This window comes from Acinetobacter suaedae, from assembly GCF_008630915.1.
In the GTDB taxonomy this organism is placed as follows: domain Bacteria; phylum Pseudomonadota; class Gammaproteobacteria; order Pseudomonadales; family Moraxellaceae; genus Acinetobacter; species Acinetobacter suaedae.
Genome location: NZ_CP043909.1, coordinates 863,179 through 883,414, shown reverse-complemented (window position 1 = coordinate 883,414; position 20,236 = coordinate 863,179). Strand labels below are relative to the sequence as shown.

The window sequence follows — 20,236 nt, the reverse complement described above, 5'->3', positions numbered from 1 at the left end:
TTTTCAATAAACATTATTATAATACCTCCTATATCTTTTGGGTAGAAAATTATTAACTTTTACCTTTTTATTGTTTTCGCAAACCCACTCATAATATAAAATTTGTTTTTCAGCAACTGGATAAGCCATAAAACCTACCCCAGGTCCTGCATTTATTTCAAATATTTTTATTTCTCCATTCTGATTTACACCAATATCCACACCAATAGCATCTATGGGCCAATCATAAAGATCCGTCATAAAAGAGGAGATATGATGAAAAATTTTATCAACTTTTAATAAAATATCTTTATCTTTTCCTGGATAAAATTGTTGTAAAAAAAGCTCTTCTCTTGTAGAAATTAATGCTCCTTGTAATCCATTAGCTATATCTTGATTATTATCTAAATTCACATATGGGAAAAATTTTATTCTTTCCCACTTTCCATCTCCTCCTAATACCATATGTAACCGAAAGACAGATGCTAAACCATTATTAGTTTGACTAAAAAAAAAGGGACTTACTAAAAAATATTGATTAAAAGTCTTTTCATGAAAAACTTTTTCCAAATCCTTTTCATTTAAACTAAGATTTACCCCTAATTCTTTAAATATAAATAAATCACCATTTTTCTTTATTGTAAAAATACCAATTGCTTGCTTACTTGATAGAGGTTTCACTATAACATAATCATATTTATTAATATAAAAAATTAAATCACTAAAGTCACGACAATATTTTGAATCCAGAACATACTCTCTCATTAACTCATGATCCTTCATCCTTTTATAAATATCTAATTTAGTTTCAATATGATGTGTCGTAAAATAAATTTCTCTTGCTAATCTAACGTATGTCGGTATATCATACTCACTAACTGAAAGCCTATTCTGTATTATATCAGGAAATGAAAAATGATCATCAACTACTCTTCCTTTTTCAATTGTCTTACCAAAAATTTTTCTTTCTGAAAAATTTACATCTCTTGCAGAAAAAACAAATGCCTTATGCCCACGGTTTTGAGCGACCATAATAAATATTGTTTCAACATCAGTTAATTTATTATTTGGTTTTAGAATACCAATTAACATTTTATGTACCTACTTTAATTTTAAAAAAATTCCCAAGACAGTCTTTTTCAAAATTAATATCTTTTCCTTCTTCAAAGAAATTCTTCAATTCAACAAACTCGTCCTCAAAAACATACCGAGGTTTCCAAAAGTTTTTTAAATTATTTATAAAAATAGGATATAATTTCATCGTTAGATCTTTTATATCTAATTTAATAAGTAACCCGTAGGGTAGCACATTTTTTTCATTATACTCTCCATCACTATTAAAAACACAATTCCCTATACCATATAGAATATGCTTATTATGATAGACCTCAATATTCTGTATACAATGAGAACCATGTCCAACTATTACATCAGCACCAGATTTTATCAACCTTCTAGCCAAATATTTTTGATATTTATGTACTGGTTCAAAATCCCTCCCCCAATGACAGAAACAAAAAACTATAGCATTCGGATTCTTCTTTTTATATAAATTTATTTGATGAAATAGCACACCACTCAATAAATTTACACCAGCTCTATTACTTAAAGAATAAAACCCATATTTAGTATAATGGTGATTTCGCCAATAACCATTAAATATTGCTATTTTTTTATCATTATAATTAATTTCTATAATTTTATTTGCCTCTTTTTGATTCTCACCCGCCCCCATCACATAAAACCCATTTTCTTTAAAAATATTCAACGTATTAGTAAGACTATTTTCACCAAAATCTAAAGTATGATTATTAGCTAAACAAATACAGTCAAAACCCACACTTTTTAGCTCTTTTATTGTTTCCATAGGTTCTGCAAAAAGTAAGTATCCCTTTTGCTTAATAAATGGCGAGTATTGGCTAGTATTGAAACTTGCCTCAAAATTTACAATATTAAATTCATCTTTTCCAAAAAAATTATTAATATCTGAAAATGAGTGACAATATCCATATTTCATCAAACCATCTTCTTCCCCCTTAATTCTTCTTTTCTCTGTATAACGCTCACCAAAATATGTATCACCAGCAAAATTAATAACTGGATTTTCAACATATATTTCCTGAATATTTAAATCTGATATTTCATTTTCAAATAAATAAGGAATTAAACTATCATATTCTCTATCTTCAAATTGACCTCCAACAACCATGTATTTCACTCTCCCATTTAGAAAATATCTAATCAAGAATACTCTTTCTTCTAAAACAGACAAATGAACTATATAATCAATAAGACTATTATCTCTTAAATCAGTAAATGGCTCCAAAATTAAACCATTAACTTCATTACTTAAAGGTCGAAATAATGAAAAATATTTACTTGGTAAGGTACTATAAAATTCAATAATACTTTGAATTGTTTTTTTGCTCATATTTTTAAGTAATATATTAGACAGCACCTCTTTATCTACATAGCTATTCAAAAAATATAAATATTGTGATAGATAAAACCCACTCCCTCTTATACCACATTTAAAATCAATACAGTGCTCAAAAATTATTTGTGTTGTATAATTTTTTCTTCCTTTTATAAGTTCAGATACTTCATCTTCAAATATATTGCTAATTTCATAACAATACTTATTTTTCAACCTATCATCTGCATTATATTTAGAAGTAATATTGAGGTCGGAATCTAATTTTATATAAAACATGTTGCCGCCATTTTAAACTTAAAAATATTTTACATAAGCTACATATCCAGATAAGTTATGCTCTTGGTCATCTATACGTGTTCTAAAACGGTCATGACGTACATAAAAAGCATTTAAGATTTTATCTGGTCTTGCCATATACATTGCAACTTCAGGATAGAAGAAACCACTTCTTTGAAATTCACTTCTGATTTCGATCAATTCTTTTAGCTTATCAAATTCAGCTTTGGCATAAAGCTCATCATAACCTTGTTCTTTTAATCGATTTACCATTTTATATGCGGACATTAACATTTCTAGAAATGTTGCATACGCTGTTTTTCTATTTTTAATAAAATTCATATGTTTTAAATAATTGTTTAAACCAAATTGAAAATATTTCTCTTCAGGACAAATTTTCGTGAGTTCGTTCGTACAATAACTTAACCAATGATCATGATATTTTTCGTATTTCTTCTCAATAAAATGCTCAAACATACGTTTTACGGTTGAAAGAAGTCGTTCATCATAATTGATTTGATAAAGTCTCAACAATGCTAATGCGGCTTCTCCATCATAGTACACGATGCGGAATTTTTCTTTCACATCTAAACTTGGATAATGCAAGACATGAGTTGTTTCACCCTTCTCATCAACCATTTCCATAATCCCGTTTGCAATCGCTTCAGCATATTTTAAATAGCGGTCATCTTGGGTAAGTTCTTGATATTTTGTAAGCATGAGAATAGCAGCAGCGTTTGATCCCAGCTTAATTTCTGGATCTTTTTCTCCATCTATCATAAATGCAATATTATTTTGTTTTTCTTTATAAAAAGTATCAATAGCATACTGAATTGCAGTATAAACTTTTGGCCAATAGGCTTGTTTTTCTTTAACTTCAAAACTTTCGATTAATGCATATACCGATGTACAATGGCGAACCGTATTGTAGCTTTTTAGCTCACGATCAAAGGCAGGAAAATAACCGTAAATAAACCGGCCATTTTCTTGAATTTGCTGCTCCAAGAATTCTGCATTTTTTTCAATCAAATGTTCTAAATGTTCTTTTTTATCTTTTAGAAGTTCTCTAACACCATTTTGGCAACCACCACTTTGTAATGCAATAAATTGATTATTTTCATATATTGCACCATATGTTTCAAAAGTCCATACGAGTTGAAGTTGGTCTAAAATTATTTTCTTTTGAATATTAGGATATTTCTTCTTAATCGCATTATTTAAATTTTGCTCATCGAAAAAGTTAGGTTGGTCATATCTCAGACCTCTTATTATTGCTCGTCCATAAATTTCTTGTTCAAGAAATGCAATATTAAAGTTTTCATCTAAACTAATGCCTTTCCGATAATGATTATTATGTTCTTGATTGATTACTTGATAAACAACACTTGGCCATGCCTGTTGTTCAATTTGGTAAGCAATATCTACTTTTATAAAGTTAAGCAGAGTTTTATTTTTTTCAAAGATTTTATCGACAAAGTTAAATAATCTTTTCTTCACTAAGTGTACATTTTGATCAGCATTATTCCAAACACTGCATCTTTGATCTTTTCCACCGTAGGATAGAAAAATACAAAAAACATTTTCATTTATTTTTTTATCTTCAATTTCTTTGTCTATCCAGCACTCTAATTTCTTTTTAAAGTCTAATAATTCATTGTAAGTTTGAACGCCCATATCTTCCACTTTATTGATTATAAACATTTATCCTGCCACAAAATATAGCATATAACTTTTATTTGAATATGTGTATTTACTTATTTAATAAAAAAAGAGAGCTCTAAAGCTCTCTTTTTTTCTCAACCTAGATTAGAACAAGAGTTGGTTGTTTTGTAATAACTCTTCTAGAGACGTATCTACATTTTTCAATGTAAGAAGTTCTGTAGAGCTATGTACTCCAGCACCACCATCACGATCTATGCTAATGATTGTATCTGTACCATCAAAGCTTACATTTACATAAGCGCTGAGGGAAGCTGCGCTACCATCTCCAGTGTAACCAATTAATAGATCACTAATATCGATCTTATCAGCTTCACTATCAGTGGCAGTATCTCCAACATGGAAGTTGAACCATGTGTCATGACCATTTCCACCAGTGCCATTTGTAGCATTTAACAGATCAAAGATTAATGTATCTGAACCACCATTTGCAGTATTGATCGTATCATTACCTGCTCCAGCATGGATCAGATCATCACCAGCACTATCGGTAATGATGTCATTGCCAGCACTACCTTGGATTGTGTAACCAACATTGATATTCAATGTTGCTGTTACAGTTTCACCATTCAAGTGAGTCAATGTATAACTGAAGCTTTCACTACCACCACCAGTACTAGAAGATGGTGTATAGCTATAATCTCCATTTGCACTAATCACGAGGCTACCATGTAGACCTTGGATAATTGTGCCGTAAGAAACATCAATTACATCACCATTTGCATCTGTTACTTGTAGTTTCGTGAACGTAGAACCAGTTGAATCATTTCCGAAAATATTACCTTCCGCTTCAATAGTGTTCGATACTACATATTGATCGAGATAAGTAACATTAACGTCTGTATTGACACCAACCAATGCAGCCAATCCACCTAATAATGGTTGTTGCAATGTTGTCTGTACACGATACGTTCCAGCAGCTAGATCTAAAGTTGATAGATCGAGTGATGCCAATGTTCCAAGCAACGAGATTAAGCCAGAGAAACTATCATTTGCGACTGTTGTCCAAGTACCATTTGGATTTTGGATTTGCAAATTCAAGTTAATCGTAGCACTTCCAGCTGTAGCCAGAGAGTTCACTGTAATCAATCCAGAGGCATCCATATTAGAATCTAATGTGAATGTGCCTGAAGTGTAGGTCTGTGTAGTACCTAAGAGACCAACGAGTGAAGAAGATGCATTAAAGTAATTATCATCTACTTCATTCACCATCACGAGTGATGATGTATCAAGATCATCTGTTGCAACAAATGTAAATGTTGCAGGTTGTGATGGATCTGCTGGGTTCCAAGTCATATCCACAGCACTACTATCGATATGGAAGTACAAGGTACCAGTCGCTGCATTTGCTCCACCGATAGGATCAGATAAGGTGTAAGTGAATTGATCCACTTGACCTAAGCCTTCACTATCATTGAATGGTGTATAGGTATAGCTACCATTCGGCTGAATCACCAAGGTACCATATGTACCTTCTATGGTTGTTCCGCCTGCAGTAACTGCCACGCCATTCACACTGCTTACTGTGGTAAACGGTGTTGCTACATCTGCATTACCATCGATACCTACATCAGTGATGACATTACCTGACGCTGCAACAACTTCATAACCACCAATTTGTGATAGGTCATAAACATCCATTGTTGCAGATAAGGTACCCAATAAGCCAACACCAAGTAATCCATCAAAGGCCATGAAGGCACGGTATTGACCAGCTTCCAATCCATCAACAGTGACTGTTGTACCACCGAACAATGACAAGCTTAACAGATCAGCTTCACCTGGACCTGTAATCGAAGTCCACTGTCCTGTTGCTTCATCAAACTTCTGAATGCACAGTACGTAGTCTGCTAATGCATCACCACTAATCAATGCACTGTAGTTGAATGTCATATCACCTGAATGACCTTCATCAATGTTGAAGCTAATACCTGCTGAACCTACTTGTAAATCTAGACCTGCTAGAGAAGTAAGTAATAAGTAAGTATGGCTTCCTGCATCAACATCATCGCCAACAAGCAACGCTTGTGGGTTGATCTCTGCAACATTAAGGTCATCACTCGCAACAATGTCTACAGTTGCAGGTTGTGATGGATCTGCTGGGTTCCAAGTCATATCCACAGCACTACTATCGATATGGAAGTACAAGGTACCAGTCGCTGCATTTGCTCCACCGATAGGATCAGACAAGGTGTAAGTGAATTGATCCACTTGACCTAAGCCTTCACTATCATTGAATGGTGTATAGGTATAGCTACCATTCGGCTGAATCACCAAGGTACCATATGTACCTTCTATGGTTGTTCCGCCTGCAGTAACTGCCACGCCATTCACACTGCTTACTGTAGTAAACGGTGTTGCTACATCCGTATTGCCATCGATACCTACATCAGTGATGACATTACCTGACGCTGCAACAACTTCATAACCACCAATTTGTGATAGGTCATAAACATCCATTGTTGCAGACAAGGTACCTAATAAGCCAGCACCAAGTAATCCATCAAAGGTCATGAAGGCACGGTATTGACCAGCTTCCAATCCATCAACAGTGACTGTTGTACCACCGAACAATGACAAGCTTAACAGATCAGCTTCACCTGGACCTGTAATCGAAGTCCACTGTCCTGTTGCTTCATCAAACTTCTGAATGCACAGTACGTAGTCTGCTAATGCATCACCACTAATCAATGCACTGTAGTTGAATGTCATATCACCTGAATGACCTTCATCAATGTTGAAGCTAATACCTGCTGAACCTACTTGTAAATCTAGACCTGCTAGAGAAGTAAGTAATAAGTAAGTATGGCTTCCTGCATCAACATCATCGCCAACAAGCAACGCTTGTGGGTTGATCTCTGCAACATTAAGGTCATCACTCGCAACAATGTCTACAGTTGCAGGTTGTGATGGATCTGCTGGGTTCCAGATCATATCTACATCGTAACTATCTATATGTAGATACAAGGTTGCACTAGCAGTATGCCCTGTTACTGGATCAAGTAAGGTATAAGCGAATTGATCCACTTGACCTAAACCTGCATCACCATCAAATGGTGTATAGGTATAGCTACCATCTGGATGGATCACCAAGGTACCATATGTACCTTCTATGGTTGTTCCACCTTCAACAACTTCAACACCATTCACAACACTAACAACAGTTGTATCAGTGATAATGTCTGTTTCGCCATTGATACCTTCATCAGTAATTACATTACCTTCAGCAGCGACGACTTCATAGCCTCCAATTTGTGAAGGGTCATAAAGATCCATGCTTCCAGATAACGTACCTAGCAATCCAACGCCAAGTAATCCATCAAAGGCCATGAAGGCACGGTATTGACCAGCTTCCAATCCATCAACAGTGACTGTTGTACCGCCGAACAATGACAAGCTTAATAGATCAGCTTCACCTGGACCTGTAACTGCAGTCCATTGTCCTGTCGCTTCATCAAACTTCTGAAGAACAAGTACATAATCAGCTAATGCATCTGCACTGATCAATGCACTGTAGTTGAATGTCATATCACCTGTATGACCTTCATCTATATTGAAGCCAATACCTGCTGATCCAAGTTGTAGATTTAGACCTGCTAAGGAAGCAAGTGCTAAATAAGTATGACTACCAACAGAAATATCATCACCTACTTGTAAAGGCAGAGCATTTACAAAGGCATCATCAACATTATCAAATGCGACAATTGGAATTGATGTATCGATATTCAGATTTGCTTGAGCTGTACCAACATTACCCGCTGGATCAGTTGCCGTTACAGTAATGGTGTAATCACCATCTGTTAACTCTGGCAATTCGCCTGCTGGTAAGGTCCATGTGCCATCTCCATTGTTGATCGCAACATAGTCAACACCATCTACAGTAACAACCACTTCTGCTTCTGGATCATCAATCGTACCGGTTAACTCTGGTGATGGAAGTGTGCTTAACACATCATCTAGACCAACCACTGGTGCTGTTGTATCGATTCCGAAGCTACCTTCTACTGTCGATGTATTACCTGCTGGGTCTGTTGCTGTCACAGTAACGGTGTAATCACCATCTGCTAACTCTGGCAATTCGCCTGCTGGTAAGGTCCATGTGCCATCTCCATTGTTGATCGCAACATAGTCAACACCATCTACAGTAACAACCACTTCTGCTTCTGGATCATCAATCGTACCGGTTAACTCTGGTGATGGAAGTGTGCTTAACACATCATCTAGACCAACCACTGGTGCTGTTGTATCGATTCCGAAGCTACCTTCTACTGTCGATGTATTACCTGCTGGGTCTGTTGCTGTCACAGTAACGGTGTAATCACCATCTGCTAACTCTGGCAATTCGCCTGCTGGTAAGGTCCATGTGCCATCTCCATTGTTGATCGCAACATAGTCAACACCATCTACAGTAACAACCACTTCTGCTTCTGGATCATCAATCGTACCGGTTAACTCTGGTGATGGAAGTGTGCTTAACACATCATCTAGACCAACTACTGGTGCTGTTGTATCGATTCCGAAGCTACCTTCTACTGTCGATGTATTACCTGCTGGGTCTGTTGCTGTCACAGTAACGGTGTAATCACCATCTGCTAACTCTGGCAATTCGCCTGCTGGTAAGGTCCATGTGCCATCTCCATTGTTGATCGCAACATAGTCAACACCATCTACAGTAACAACCACTTCTGCTTCTGGATCATCAATCGTACCGGTTAACTCTGGTGATGGAAGTGTGCTTAACACATCATCTAGACCAACCACTGGTGCTGTTGTATCGATTGTTAAACCTGCTTCGATTGTAGTCGTGTTACCCGCTGGATCAGTTGCCGTTACAGTAATGGTGTAATCACCATCTGTTAACTCTGGCAATTCGCCTGCTGGTAAGGTCCATGTGCCATCTCCATTGTTGATCGCAACATAGTCAACACCATCTACAGTAACAACCACTTCTGCTTCTGGATCATCAATCGTACCGGTTAACTCTGGTGATGGAAGTGTGCTTAACACATCATCTAGACCAACTACTGGTGCTGTTGTATCGATTCCGAAGCTACCTTCTACTGTCGATGTATTACCTGCTGGGTCTGTTGCTGTCACAGTAACGGTGTAATCACCATCTGCTAACTCTGGCAATTCGCCTGCTGGTAAGGTCCATGTGCCATCTCCATTGTTGATCGCAACATAGTCAACACCATCTACAGTAACAACCACTTCTGCTTCTGGATCATCAATCGTACCGGTTAACTCTGGTGATGGAAGTGTGCTTAACACATCATCTAGACCAACCACTGGTGCTGTTGTATCGATTCCGAAGCTACCTTCTACTGTCGATGTATTACCTGCTGGGTCTGTTGCTGTCACAGTAACGGTGTAATCACCATCTGCCAACTCTGGCAATTCGCCTGCTGGTAAGGTCCATGTGCCATCTCCATTGTTGATCGCAACATAGTCAACACCATCTACAGTAACAACCACTTCTGCTTCTGGATCATCAATCGTACCGGTTAACTCTGGTGATGGAAGTGTGCTTAACACATCATCTAGACCAACCACTGGTGCTGTTGTATCGATTCCGAAGCTACCTTCTACTGTCGATGTATTACCTGCTGGGTCTGTTGCTGTCACAGTAACGGTGTAATCACCATCTGTTAACTCTGGCAATTCGCCTGCTGGTAAGGTCCATGTGCCATCTCCATTGTTGATCGCAACATAGTCAACACCATCTACAGTAACAACCACTTCTGCTTCTGGATCATCAATCGTACCGGTTAACTCTGGTGATGGAAGTGTGCTTAACACATCATCTAGACCAACTACTGGTGCTGTTGTATCGATTCCGAAGCTACCTTCTACTGTCGATGTATTACCTGCTGGGTCTGTTGCTGTCACAGTAACGGTGTAATCACCATCTGCTAACTCTGGCAATTCGCCTGCTGGTAAGGTCCATGTGCCATCTCCATTGTTGATCGCAACATAGTCAACACCATCTACAGTAACAACCACTTCTGCTTCTGGATCATCAATCGTACCGGTTAACTCTGGTGATGGAAGTGTGCTTAACACATCATCTAAACCAACCACTGGTGCTGTTGTATCGATTCCGAAGCTACCTTCTACTGTCGATGTATTACCTGCTGGGTCTGTTGCTGTCACAGTAACGGTGTAATCACCATCTGCTAACTCTGGCAATTCGCCTGCTGGTAAGGTCCATGTGCCATCTCCATTGTTGATCGCAACATAGTCAACACCATCTACAGTAACAACCACTTCTGCTTCTGGATCATCAATCGTACCGGTTAACTCTGGTGATGGAAGTGTGCTTAACACATCATCTAGACCAACCACTGGTGCTGTTGTATCGATTCCGAAGCTACCTTCTACTGTCGATGTATTACCTGCTGGGTCTGTTGCTGTCACAGTAACGGTGTAATCACCATCTGCTAACTCTGGCAATTCGCCTGCTGGTAAGGTCCATGTGCCATCTCCATTGTTGATCGCAACATAGTCAACACCATCTACAGTAACAACCACTTCTGCTTCTGGATCATCAATCGTACCGGTTAACTCTGGTGATGGAAGTGTGCTTAACACATCATCTAGACCAACTACTGGTGCTGTTGTATCGATTCCGAAGCTACCTTCTACTGTCGATGTATTACCTGCTGGGTCTGTTGCTGTCACAGTAACGGTGTAATCACCATCTGCCAACTCTGGCAATTCGCCTGCTGGTAAGGTCCATGTGCCATCTCCATTGTTGATCGCAACATAGTCAACACCATCTACAGTAACAACCACTTCTGCTTCTGGATCATCAATCGTACCGGTTAACTCTGGTGATGGAAGTGTGCTTAACACATCATCTAGACCAACCACTGGTGCTGTTGTATCGATTCCGAAGCTACCTTCTACTGTCGATGTATTACCTGCTGGGTCTGTTGCTGTCACAGTAACGGTGTAATCACCATCTGTTAACTCTGGCAATTCGCCTGCTGGTAAGGTCCATGTGCCATCTCCATTGTTGATCGCAACATAGTCAACACCATCTACAGTAACAACCACTTCTGCTTCTGGATCATCAATCGTACCGGTTAACTCTGGTGATGGAAGTGTGCTTAACACATCATCTAGACCAACCACTGGTGCTGTTGTATCGATTCCGAAGCTACCTTCTACTGTCGATGTATTACCTGCTGGGTCTGTTGCTGTCACAGTAACGGTGTAATCACCATCTGCTAACTCTGGCAATTCGCCTGCTGGTAAGGTCCATGTGCCATCTCCATTGTTGATCGCAACATAGTCAACACCATCTACAGTAACAACCACTTCTGCTTCTGGATCATCAATCGTACCGGTTAACTCTGGTGATGGAAGTGTGCTTAACACATCATCTAGACCAACCACTGGTGCTGTTGTATCGATTCCGAAGCTACCTTCTACTGTCGATGTATTACCTGCTGGGTCTGTTGCTGTCACAGTAACGGTGTAATCACCATCTGTTAACTCTGGCAATTCGCCTGCTGGTAAGGTCCATGTGCCATCTCCATTGTTGATCGCAACATAGTCAACACCATCTACAGTAACAACCACTTCTGCTTCTGGATCATCAATCGTACCGGTTAACTCTGGTGATGGAAGTGTGCTTAACACATCATCTAGACCAACTACTGGTGCTGTTGTATCGATTCCGAAGCTACCTTCTACTGTCGATGTATTACCTGCTGGGTCTGTTGCTGTCACAGTAACGGTGTAATCACCATCTGCTAACTCTGGCAATTCGCCTGCTGGTAAGGTCCATGTGCCATCTCCATTGTTGATCGCAACATAGTCAACACCATCTACAGTAACAACCACTTCTGCTTCTGGATCATCAATCGTACCGGTTAACTCTGGTGATGGAAGTGTGCTTAACACATCATCTAAACCAACCACTGGTGCTGTTGTATCGATTCCGAAGCTACCTTCTACTGTCGATGTATTACCTGCTGGGTCTGTTGCTGTCACAGTAACGGTGTAATCACCATCTGCTAACTCTGGCAATTCGCCTGCTGGTAAGGTCCATGTGCCATCTCCATTGTTGATCGCAACATAGTCAACACCATCTACAGTAACAACCACTTCTGCTTCTGGATCATCAATCGTACCGGTTAACTCTGGTGATGGAAGTGTGCTTAACACATCATCTAGACCAACCACTGGTGCTGTTGTATCGATTCCGAAGCTACCTTCTACTGTCGATGTATTACCTGCTGGGTCTGTTGCTGTCACAGTAACGGTGTAATCACCATCTGTTAACTCTGGCAATTCGCCTGCTGGTAAGGTCCATGTGCCATCTCCATTGTTGATCGCAACATAGTCAACACCATCTACAGTAACAACCACTTCTGCTTCTGGATCATCAATCGTACCGGTTAACTCTGGTGATGGAAGTGTGCTTAACACATCATCTAGACCAACTACTGGTGCTGTTGTATCGATTCCGAAGCTACCTTCTACTGTCGATGTATTACCTGCTGGGTCTGTTGCTGTCACAGTAACGGTGTAATCACCATCTGCTAACTCTGGCAATTCGCCTGCTGGTAAGGTCCATGTGCCATCTCCATTGTTGATCGCAACATAGTCAACACCATCTACAGTAACAACCACTTCTGCTTCTGGATCATCAATCGTACCGGTTAACTCTGGTGATGGAAGTGTGCTTAACACATCATCTAGACCAACCACTGGTGCTGTTGTATCGATTCCGAAGCTACCTTCTACTGTCGATGTATTACCTGCTGGGTCTGTTGCTGTCACAGTAACGGTGTAATCACCATCTGCCAACTCTGGCAATTCGCCTGCTGGTAAGGTCCATGTGCCATCTCCATTGTTGATCGCAACATAGTCAACACCATCTACAGTAACAACCACTTCTGCTTCTGGATCATCAATCGTACCGGTTAACTCTGGTGATGGAAGTGTGCTTAACACATCATCTAGACCAACCACTGGTGCTGTTGTATCGATTCCGAAGCTACCTTCTACTGTCGATGTATTACCTGCTGGGTCTGTTGCTGTCACAGTAACGGTGTAATCACCATCTGCTAACTCTGGCAATTCGCCTGCTGGTAAGGTCCATGTGCCATCTCCATTGTTGATCGCAACATAGTCAACACCATCTACAGTAACAACCACTTCTGCTTCTGGATCATCAATCGTACCGGTTAACTCTGGTGATGGAAGTGTGCTTAACACATCATCTAAACCAACCACTGGTGCTGTTGTATCGATTCCGAAGCTACCTTCTACTGTCGATGTATTACCTGCTGGGTCTGTTGCTGTCACAGTAACGGTGTAATCACCATCTGCTAACTCTGGCAATTCGCCTGCTGGTAAGGTCCATGTGCCATCTCCATTGTTGATCGCAACATAGTCAACACCATCTACAGTAACAACCACTTCTGCTTCTGGATCATCAATCGTACCGGTTAACTCTGGTGATGGAAGTGTGCTTAACACATCATCTAGACCAACCACTGGTGCTGTTGTATCGATTCCGAAGCTACCTTCTACTGTCGATGTATTACCTGCTGGGTCTGTTGCTGTCACAGTAACGGTGTAATCACCATCTGCTAACTCTGGCAATTCGCCTGCTGGTAAGGTCCATGTGCCATCTCCATTGTTGATCGCAACATAGTCAACACCATCTACAGTAACAACCACTTCTGCTTCTGGATCATCAATCGTACCGGTTAACTCTGGTGATGGAAGTGTGCTTAACACATCATCTAGACCAACCACTGGTGCTGTTGTATCGATTCCGAAGCTACCTTCTACTGTCGATGTATTACCTGCTGGGTCTGTTGCTGTCACAGTAACGGTGTAATCACCATCTGCTAACTCTGGCAATTCGCCTGCTGGTAAGGTCCATGTGCCATCTCCATTGTTGATCGCAACATAGTCAACACCATCTACAGTAACAACCACTTCTGCTTCTGGATCATCAATCGTACCGGTTAACTCTGGTGATGGAAGTGTGCTTAACACATCATCTAGACCAACCACTGGTGCTGTTGTATCGATTCCGAAGCTACCTTCTACTGTCGATGTATTACCTGCTGGGTCTGTTGCTGTCACAGTAACGGTGTAATCACCATCTGCTAACTCTGGCAATTCGCCTGCTGGTAAGGTCCATGTGCCATCTCCATTGTTGATCGCAACATAGTCAACACCATCTACAGTAACAACCACTTCTGCTTCTGGATCATCAATCGTACCGGTTAACTCTGGTGATGGAAGTGTGCTTAACACATCATCTAGACCAACCACTGGTGCTGTTGTATCGATTCCGAAGCTACCTTCTACTGTCGATGTATTACCTGCTGGGTCTGTTGCTGTCACAGTAACGGTGTAATCACCATCTGCTAACTCTGGCAATTCGCCTGCTGGTAAGGTCCATGTGCCATCTCCATTGTTGATCGCAACATAGTCAACACCATCTACAGTAACAACCACTTCTGCTTCTGGATCATCAATCGTACCGGTTAACTCTGGTGATGGAAGTGTGCTTAACACATCATCTAGACCAACCACTGGTGCTGTTGTATCGATTGTTAAACCTGCTTCGATTGTAGTCGTGTTACCCGCTGGATCAGTTGCCGTTACAGTAATGGTGTAATCACCATCTGTTAACTCTGGCAATTCGCCTGCTGGTAAGGTCCATGTGCCATCTCCATTGTTGATCGCAACATAGTCAACACCATCTACAGTAACAACCACTTCTGCTTCTGGATCATCAATCGTACCGGTTAACTCTGGTGATGGAAGTGTGCTTAACACATCATCTAGACCAACCACTGGTGCTGTTGTATCGATTGTTAAACCTGCTTCGATTGTAGTCGTGTTACCCGCTGGATCAGTTGCCGTTACAGTAATGGTGTAATCACCATCTGTTAACTCTGGCAATTCGCCTGCTGGTAAGGTCCATGTGCCATCTCCATTGTTGATCGCAACATAGTCAACACCATCTACAGTAACAACCACTTCTGCTTCTGGATCATCAATCGTACCGGTTAACTCTGGTGATGGAAGTGTGCTTAACACATCATCTAGACCAACCACTGGTGCTGTTGTATCGATTCCGAAGCTACCTTCTACTGTCGATGTATTACCTGCTGGGTCTGTTGCTGTCACAGTAACGGTGTAATCACCATCTGCTAACTCTGGCAATTCGCCTGCTGGTAAGGTCCATGTGCCATCTCCATTGTTGATCGCAACATAGTCAACACCATCTACAGTAACAACCACTTCTGCTTCTGGATCATCAATCGTACCGGTTAACTCTGGTGATGGAAGTGTGCTTAACACATCATCTAGACCAACCACTGGTGCTGTTGTATCCACGGTTATCGAAATAGAGGTTGAATCTGTATCACCCCAAACATCTGATGCTTCGGCTGTAATATTTACTAAACCATCAGTACCAGCAATTGTGGCAACGATATACCCATTATCAAGATCAGTTTGTGTAACGACATAATCACTGCCATTTACACTAACCACCAACCCTTCGTAAGCACCATCACCTAAGCCTACATGAACAGTAAAGTTACCATCTATATCTAGCTCATCTGCGGTGATGAAGTCATTACCATCAACATCACCAACAACTTCAATCGTGGTGATGAGATCTTGTGGTGCGATCGTAACAACAAGAGATGTAGTGTCAGTAATGCCATCAGCATTCGTCGCTGTTGCTTCAATATTAATTACACCACTACCAGTTGTGGTAATTGTCGTAGCAATATAACCATTTGCAATATCATCAGCAGTGACAATATGAGTAGAAAGTTCGCCATCTACATTAAGCTCAACCTCCATTCCCTCATAAGCATCAGCAGCTAATCCAACATGAACTTCAAGGTCAGCACTGCCATTTAACTCACTACCAGTGATGATGTTATCACCATCAACGTCTGCAACAATCGTGATATCAACTAGTAAATTGACATCTGAGTCACTATCAGAGTCAGAATCGCTGTCGCTGTCTGAGTCGCTGTCGCTATCAGAGTCACTGTCAGAATCGCTGTCGCTGTCAGAGTCAGAGTCGCTGTCACTATCAGAGTCTGAATCACTGTCGCTATCAGAGTCAGAATCACTGTCGCTGTCTGAGTCAGAATCGCTGTCGCTGTCAGAGTCAGAGTCGCTGTCACTATCAGAGTCTGAATCACTGTCGCTATCAGAGTCAGAATCACTGTCGCTGTCTGAGTCAGAGTCACTATCAGAGTCAGAGTCGCTGTCTGAGTCAGAATCGCTGTCGCTGTCTGAGTCAGAATCGCTGTCGCTGTCTGAGTCAGAGTCACTGTCGCTGTCACTATCAGAGTCTGAATCACTGTCGCTATCAGAGTCACTATCAGAGTCAGAGTCGCTGTCTGAGTCAGAGTCACTATCAGAGTCAGAGTCGCTGTCGCTATCAGAGTCACTGTCTGAATCGCTGTCTGAGTCAGAGTCACTGTCGCTGTCTGAGTCAGAATCGCTGTCGGAATCAGAGTCAGAGTCACTATCAGAGTCAGAATCGCTGTCGCTGTCTGAGTCGCTGTCGCTATCAGAGTCTGAATCACTGTCGCTATCAGAGTCAGAGTCGCTGTCGCTATCAGAGTCTGAATCGCTGTCGCTGTCAGAGTCGCTGTCGCTGTCTGAGTCGCTGTCGCTATCAGAGTCAGAGTCACTGTCGCTGTCTGAGTCAGAATCGCTGTCGCTATCAGAGTCTGAATCGCTGTCGCTGTCTGAGTCGCTGTCGCTATCAGAGTCTGAATCACTGTCGCTATCAGAGTCAGAGTCGCTGTCGCTGTCGCTATCAGAGTCAGAGTCACTGTCGCTGTCAGAGTCAGAATCACTGTCGCTGTCTGAGTCAGAGTCAGAATCGCTGTCGCTATCAGAGTCGCTGTCAGAGTCTGAATCGCTGTCGCTGTCGGAATCAGAGTCGCTGTCGCTATCAGAGTCAGAATCACTGTCGCTGTCAGAGTCAGAATCACTGTCGCTGTCTGAGTCAGAGTCGCTGTCACTATCAGAGTCTGAATCACTGTCGCTATCAGAGTCACTATCAGAGTCAGAGTCGCTGTCTGAGTCAGAATCGCTGTCGCTGTCTGAGTCAGAATCGCTGTCGCTGTCTGAGTCAGAGTCACTGTCGCTGTCTGAGTCAGAATCGCTGTCGGAATCAGAGTCAGAGTCACTATCAGAGTCAGAATCGCTGTCGCTGTCTGAGTCGCTGTCGCTATCAGAGTCAGAGTCAGAATCACTGTCGCTATCAGAGTCTGAATCACTGTCAGAGTCAGAGTCGCTGTCGGAATCAGAGTCACTGTCTGAATCGCTGTCGCTATCAGAGTCGCTGTCAGAGTCACTGTCGCTATCAGAGTCTGAATCGCTGTCTGAGTCAGAGTCACTATCAGAGTCAGAGTCGCTGTCGCTATCAGAGTCTGAATCGCTGTCGGAGTCAGAGTCGCTGTCGGAATCAGAGTCACTGTCGCTATCAGAGTCTGAATCGCTGTCTGAGTCAGAGTCACTGTCGCTATCAGAGTCTGAATCGCTGTCTGAGTCAGAGTCACTGTCGCTGTCAGAGTCGCTGTCGCTATCAGAGTCAGAGTCGCTGTCGCTGTCTGAGTCAGAGTCAGAGTCAGAGTCGCTATCAGAGTCAGAATCGCTGTCGCTATCAGAGTCAGAATCACTGTCGCTGTCGCTGTCTGAGTCAGAGTCACTATCAGAGTCAGAGTCGCTATCAGAGTCAGAATCGCTGTCGCTGTCTGAGTCGCTGTCGCTGTCTGAGTCGCTGTCGCTGTCTGAGTCGCTGTCGCTATCAGAGTCAGAATCGCTGTCGCTATCAGAGTCACTATCTGAATCGCTGTCGGAATCAGAGTCAGAATCGCTGTCGCTATCAGAGTCGCTGTCAGAGTCACTGTCGCTATCAGAGTCTGAATCGCTGTCTGAGTCAGAGTCACTATCAGAGTCAGAGTCGCTGTCGCTATCAGAGTCTGAATCGCTGTCGGAGTCAGAGTCGCTGTCGGAATCAGAGTCACTGTCGCTATCAGAGTCTGAATCGCTGTCGGAGTCAGAGTCGCTGTCGGAATCAGAGTCACTGTCGCTATCAGAGTCTGAATCGCTGTCTGAGTCAGAGTCACTGTCGCTATCAGAGTCTGAATCGCTGTCTGAGTCAGAGTCACTGTCGCTGTCAGAGTCGCTGTCGCTATCAGAGTCAGAGTCGCTGTCGCTGTCTGAGTCAGAGTCAGAGTCGCTATCAGAGTCAGAATCGCTGTCGCTATCAGAGTCAGAATCACTGTCGCTGTCGCTGTCTGAGTCAGAGTCACTATCAGAGTCAGAGTCGCTATCAGAGTCAGAATCGCTGTCGCTGTCTGAGTCGCTGTCGCTGTCTGAGTCGCTGTCGCTGTCTGAGTCGCTGTCGCTATCAGAGTCAGAATCGCTGTCGCTATCAGAGTCACTATCTGAATCGCTGTCGGAATCAGAGTCAGAATCGCTGTCGCTATCAGAGTCACTATCTGAATCGCTGTCGGAATCAGAGTCAGAATCGCTGTCGCTGTCAGAGTCAGAGTCGCTGTCAGAGTCAGAGTCGCTGTCAGAGTCAGAATCGCTGTCGCTGTCTGAGTCAGAGTCTGAATCGCTGTCGGAATCAGAGTCGCTGTCTGAGTCAGAGTCAGAATCGCTGTCGCTATCTGAGTCAGAGTCGCTATCTGAATCAGAGTCAGAATCGCTGTCGCTGTCAGAGTCACTGTCGCTATCAGAGTCAGAGTCGCTGTCGCTATCAGAGTCAGAGTCGCTGTCGCTGTCTGAGTCGCTGTCGCTATCAGAGTCAGAGTCGCTGTCGGAATCAGAGTCAGAATCGCTGTCGCTATCAGAGTCACTATCTGAATCGCTGTCGGAATCAGAGTCAGAATCGCTGTCGCTGTCAGAGTCAGAATCACTGTCGCTGTCAGAGTCACTGTCTGAATCGCTGTCGGAATCAGAGTCGCTATCTGAGTCAGAATCACTGTCGGAGTCAGAGTCGCTGTCTGCGTCCGAATCACTCTCATCGTTACTACGTTTCTTACTACCGCCACCACTAGCAGCCGCAATAATTCCACCCGCTACAAGAGGAACACCCCATAGCCAAGGGCTTATGCCACCATCATGATAAAGTAATGGTGTAATTGAATCGATTGGTTGAAAAACAGCGTCGGAAACAGGTGCTTGAACTACAGGAGGAATTGCAACAGGTGTCTCTTCTAAATAAACAGCGGCTTCCATGTCTGGTTCAACATCAGCATCTGCATCAGCATCGGCATCTGAATCAGCATCTGAATCACTTTCAGAGTCTTTAAATCGTGCCCAAATTAGCTTTCCGTCCTCTCCTTGGAAAACCAAACTGTTGTCAAGGTTTTGGCTATTATCATTCGCAAAGAAATTCTGAATGACAATTTGTTCTCCATTTTTCAAAAAAACAACTGCATTAGTTCCATCTCTTTTGACTTGCGCAACATCCTCAATTGGTATTTTTATAAGCACAACCGCTGGTTGGGAGGGGGATAATGCTGTAGTGCTATCCGTTGTATTTAAAAGCGTTTTATGGCTTTCCTTGGAAATTATTTGTATTTCAGACATGACCTTGTTCCTCAATTATAATTCATTAATTTTCAACTGTTTATCGATTCAAGTGTTAAGCTTTCGCGTAATTATTTCTGTTTTGATTAGGTACAGTTATCAGCTCTACTCTAAACCAATTCAGAGAAATGTTAAATAGCCCACACAAAATTCTAGTAATGTATGATAGTGCAAAATAAATAAAAACTTCCAAGCTTTTAT

4 protein-coding genes are annotated in these 20,236 nt (G+C 41.8%); all 4 read right to left on the bottom strand.

What is annotated here, in order from left to right; all coding sequences use genetic code 11:
• Positions 1 to 3: 3 nt before the first annotated feature.
• The 4 genes from F2A31_RS04095 to F2A31_RS16005 all read right to left on the bottom strand — a co-directional run bounded on the left by F2A31_RS04095 (position 4) and on the right by F2A31_RS16005 (position 20,035).
• The gene (locus tag F2A31_RS04095) at positions 4 to 1,071 is read right to left on the bottom strand and encodes a YheC/YheD family protein (RefSeq protein WP_150025308.1); all 1,068 of its coding nucleotides are present in this window, start codon (positions 1,069 to 1,071) and stop codon (positions 4 to 6) included.
• Between the two features lies 1 nt (position 1,072).
• The gene (locus F2A31_RS04090; RefSeq protein ID WP_150025307.1) at positions 1,073 to 2,692 is read right to left on the bottom strand and encodes a CapA family protein; all 1,620 of its coding nucleotides are present in this window, start codon (positions 2,690 to 2,692) and stop codon (positions 1,073 to 1,075) included.
• An 18-nt stretch (positions 2,693 to 2,710) separates the two neighbouring features.
• Positions 2,711 to 4,366 carry a glycoside hydrolase family protein gene (locus F2A31_RS04085; protein ID WP_228715647.1) on the bottom strand — a complete coding sequence of 552 codons (1,656 nt, stop codon included), beginning with the start codon at positions 4,364 to 4,366 and terminating at the stop codon, positions 2,711 to 2,713.
• A gap of 132 nt (positions 4,367 to 4,498) precedes the next feature.
• Positions 4,499 to 20,035, bottom strand: coding sequence for a BapA/Bap/LapF family large adhesin (locus F2A31_RS16005; protein ID WP_150025305.1), 15,537 nt, complete (start codon positions 20,033 to 20,035; stop codon positions 4,499 to 4,501).
• Positions 20,036 to 20,236: the final 201 nt, after the last annotated feature.

Coding starts and splice junctions, on each gene's coding strand:
- F2A31_RS04090 (WP_150025307.1), bottom strand. CDS start 2,692: ATGTTTTATATAAAATTAGATTCCGACCTCAATATTACTTCTAAATAT.
- F2A31_RS16005 (WP_150025305.1), bottom strand. CDS start 20,035: ATGTCTGAAATACAAATAATTTCCAAGGAAAGCCATAAAACGCTTTTA.
- F2A31_RS04085 (WP_228715647.1), bottom strand. CDS start 4,366: ATGGGCGTTCAAACTTACAATGAATTATTAGACTTTAAAAAGAAATTA.
- F2A31_RS04095 (WP_150025308.1), bottom strand. CDS start 1,071: ATGTTAATTGGTATTCTAAAACCAAATAATAAATTAACTGATGTTGAA.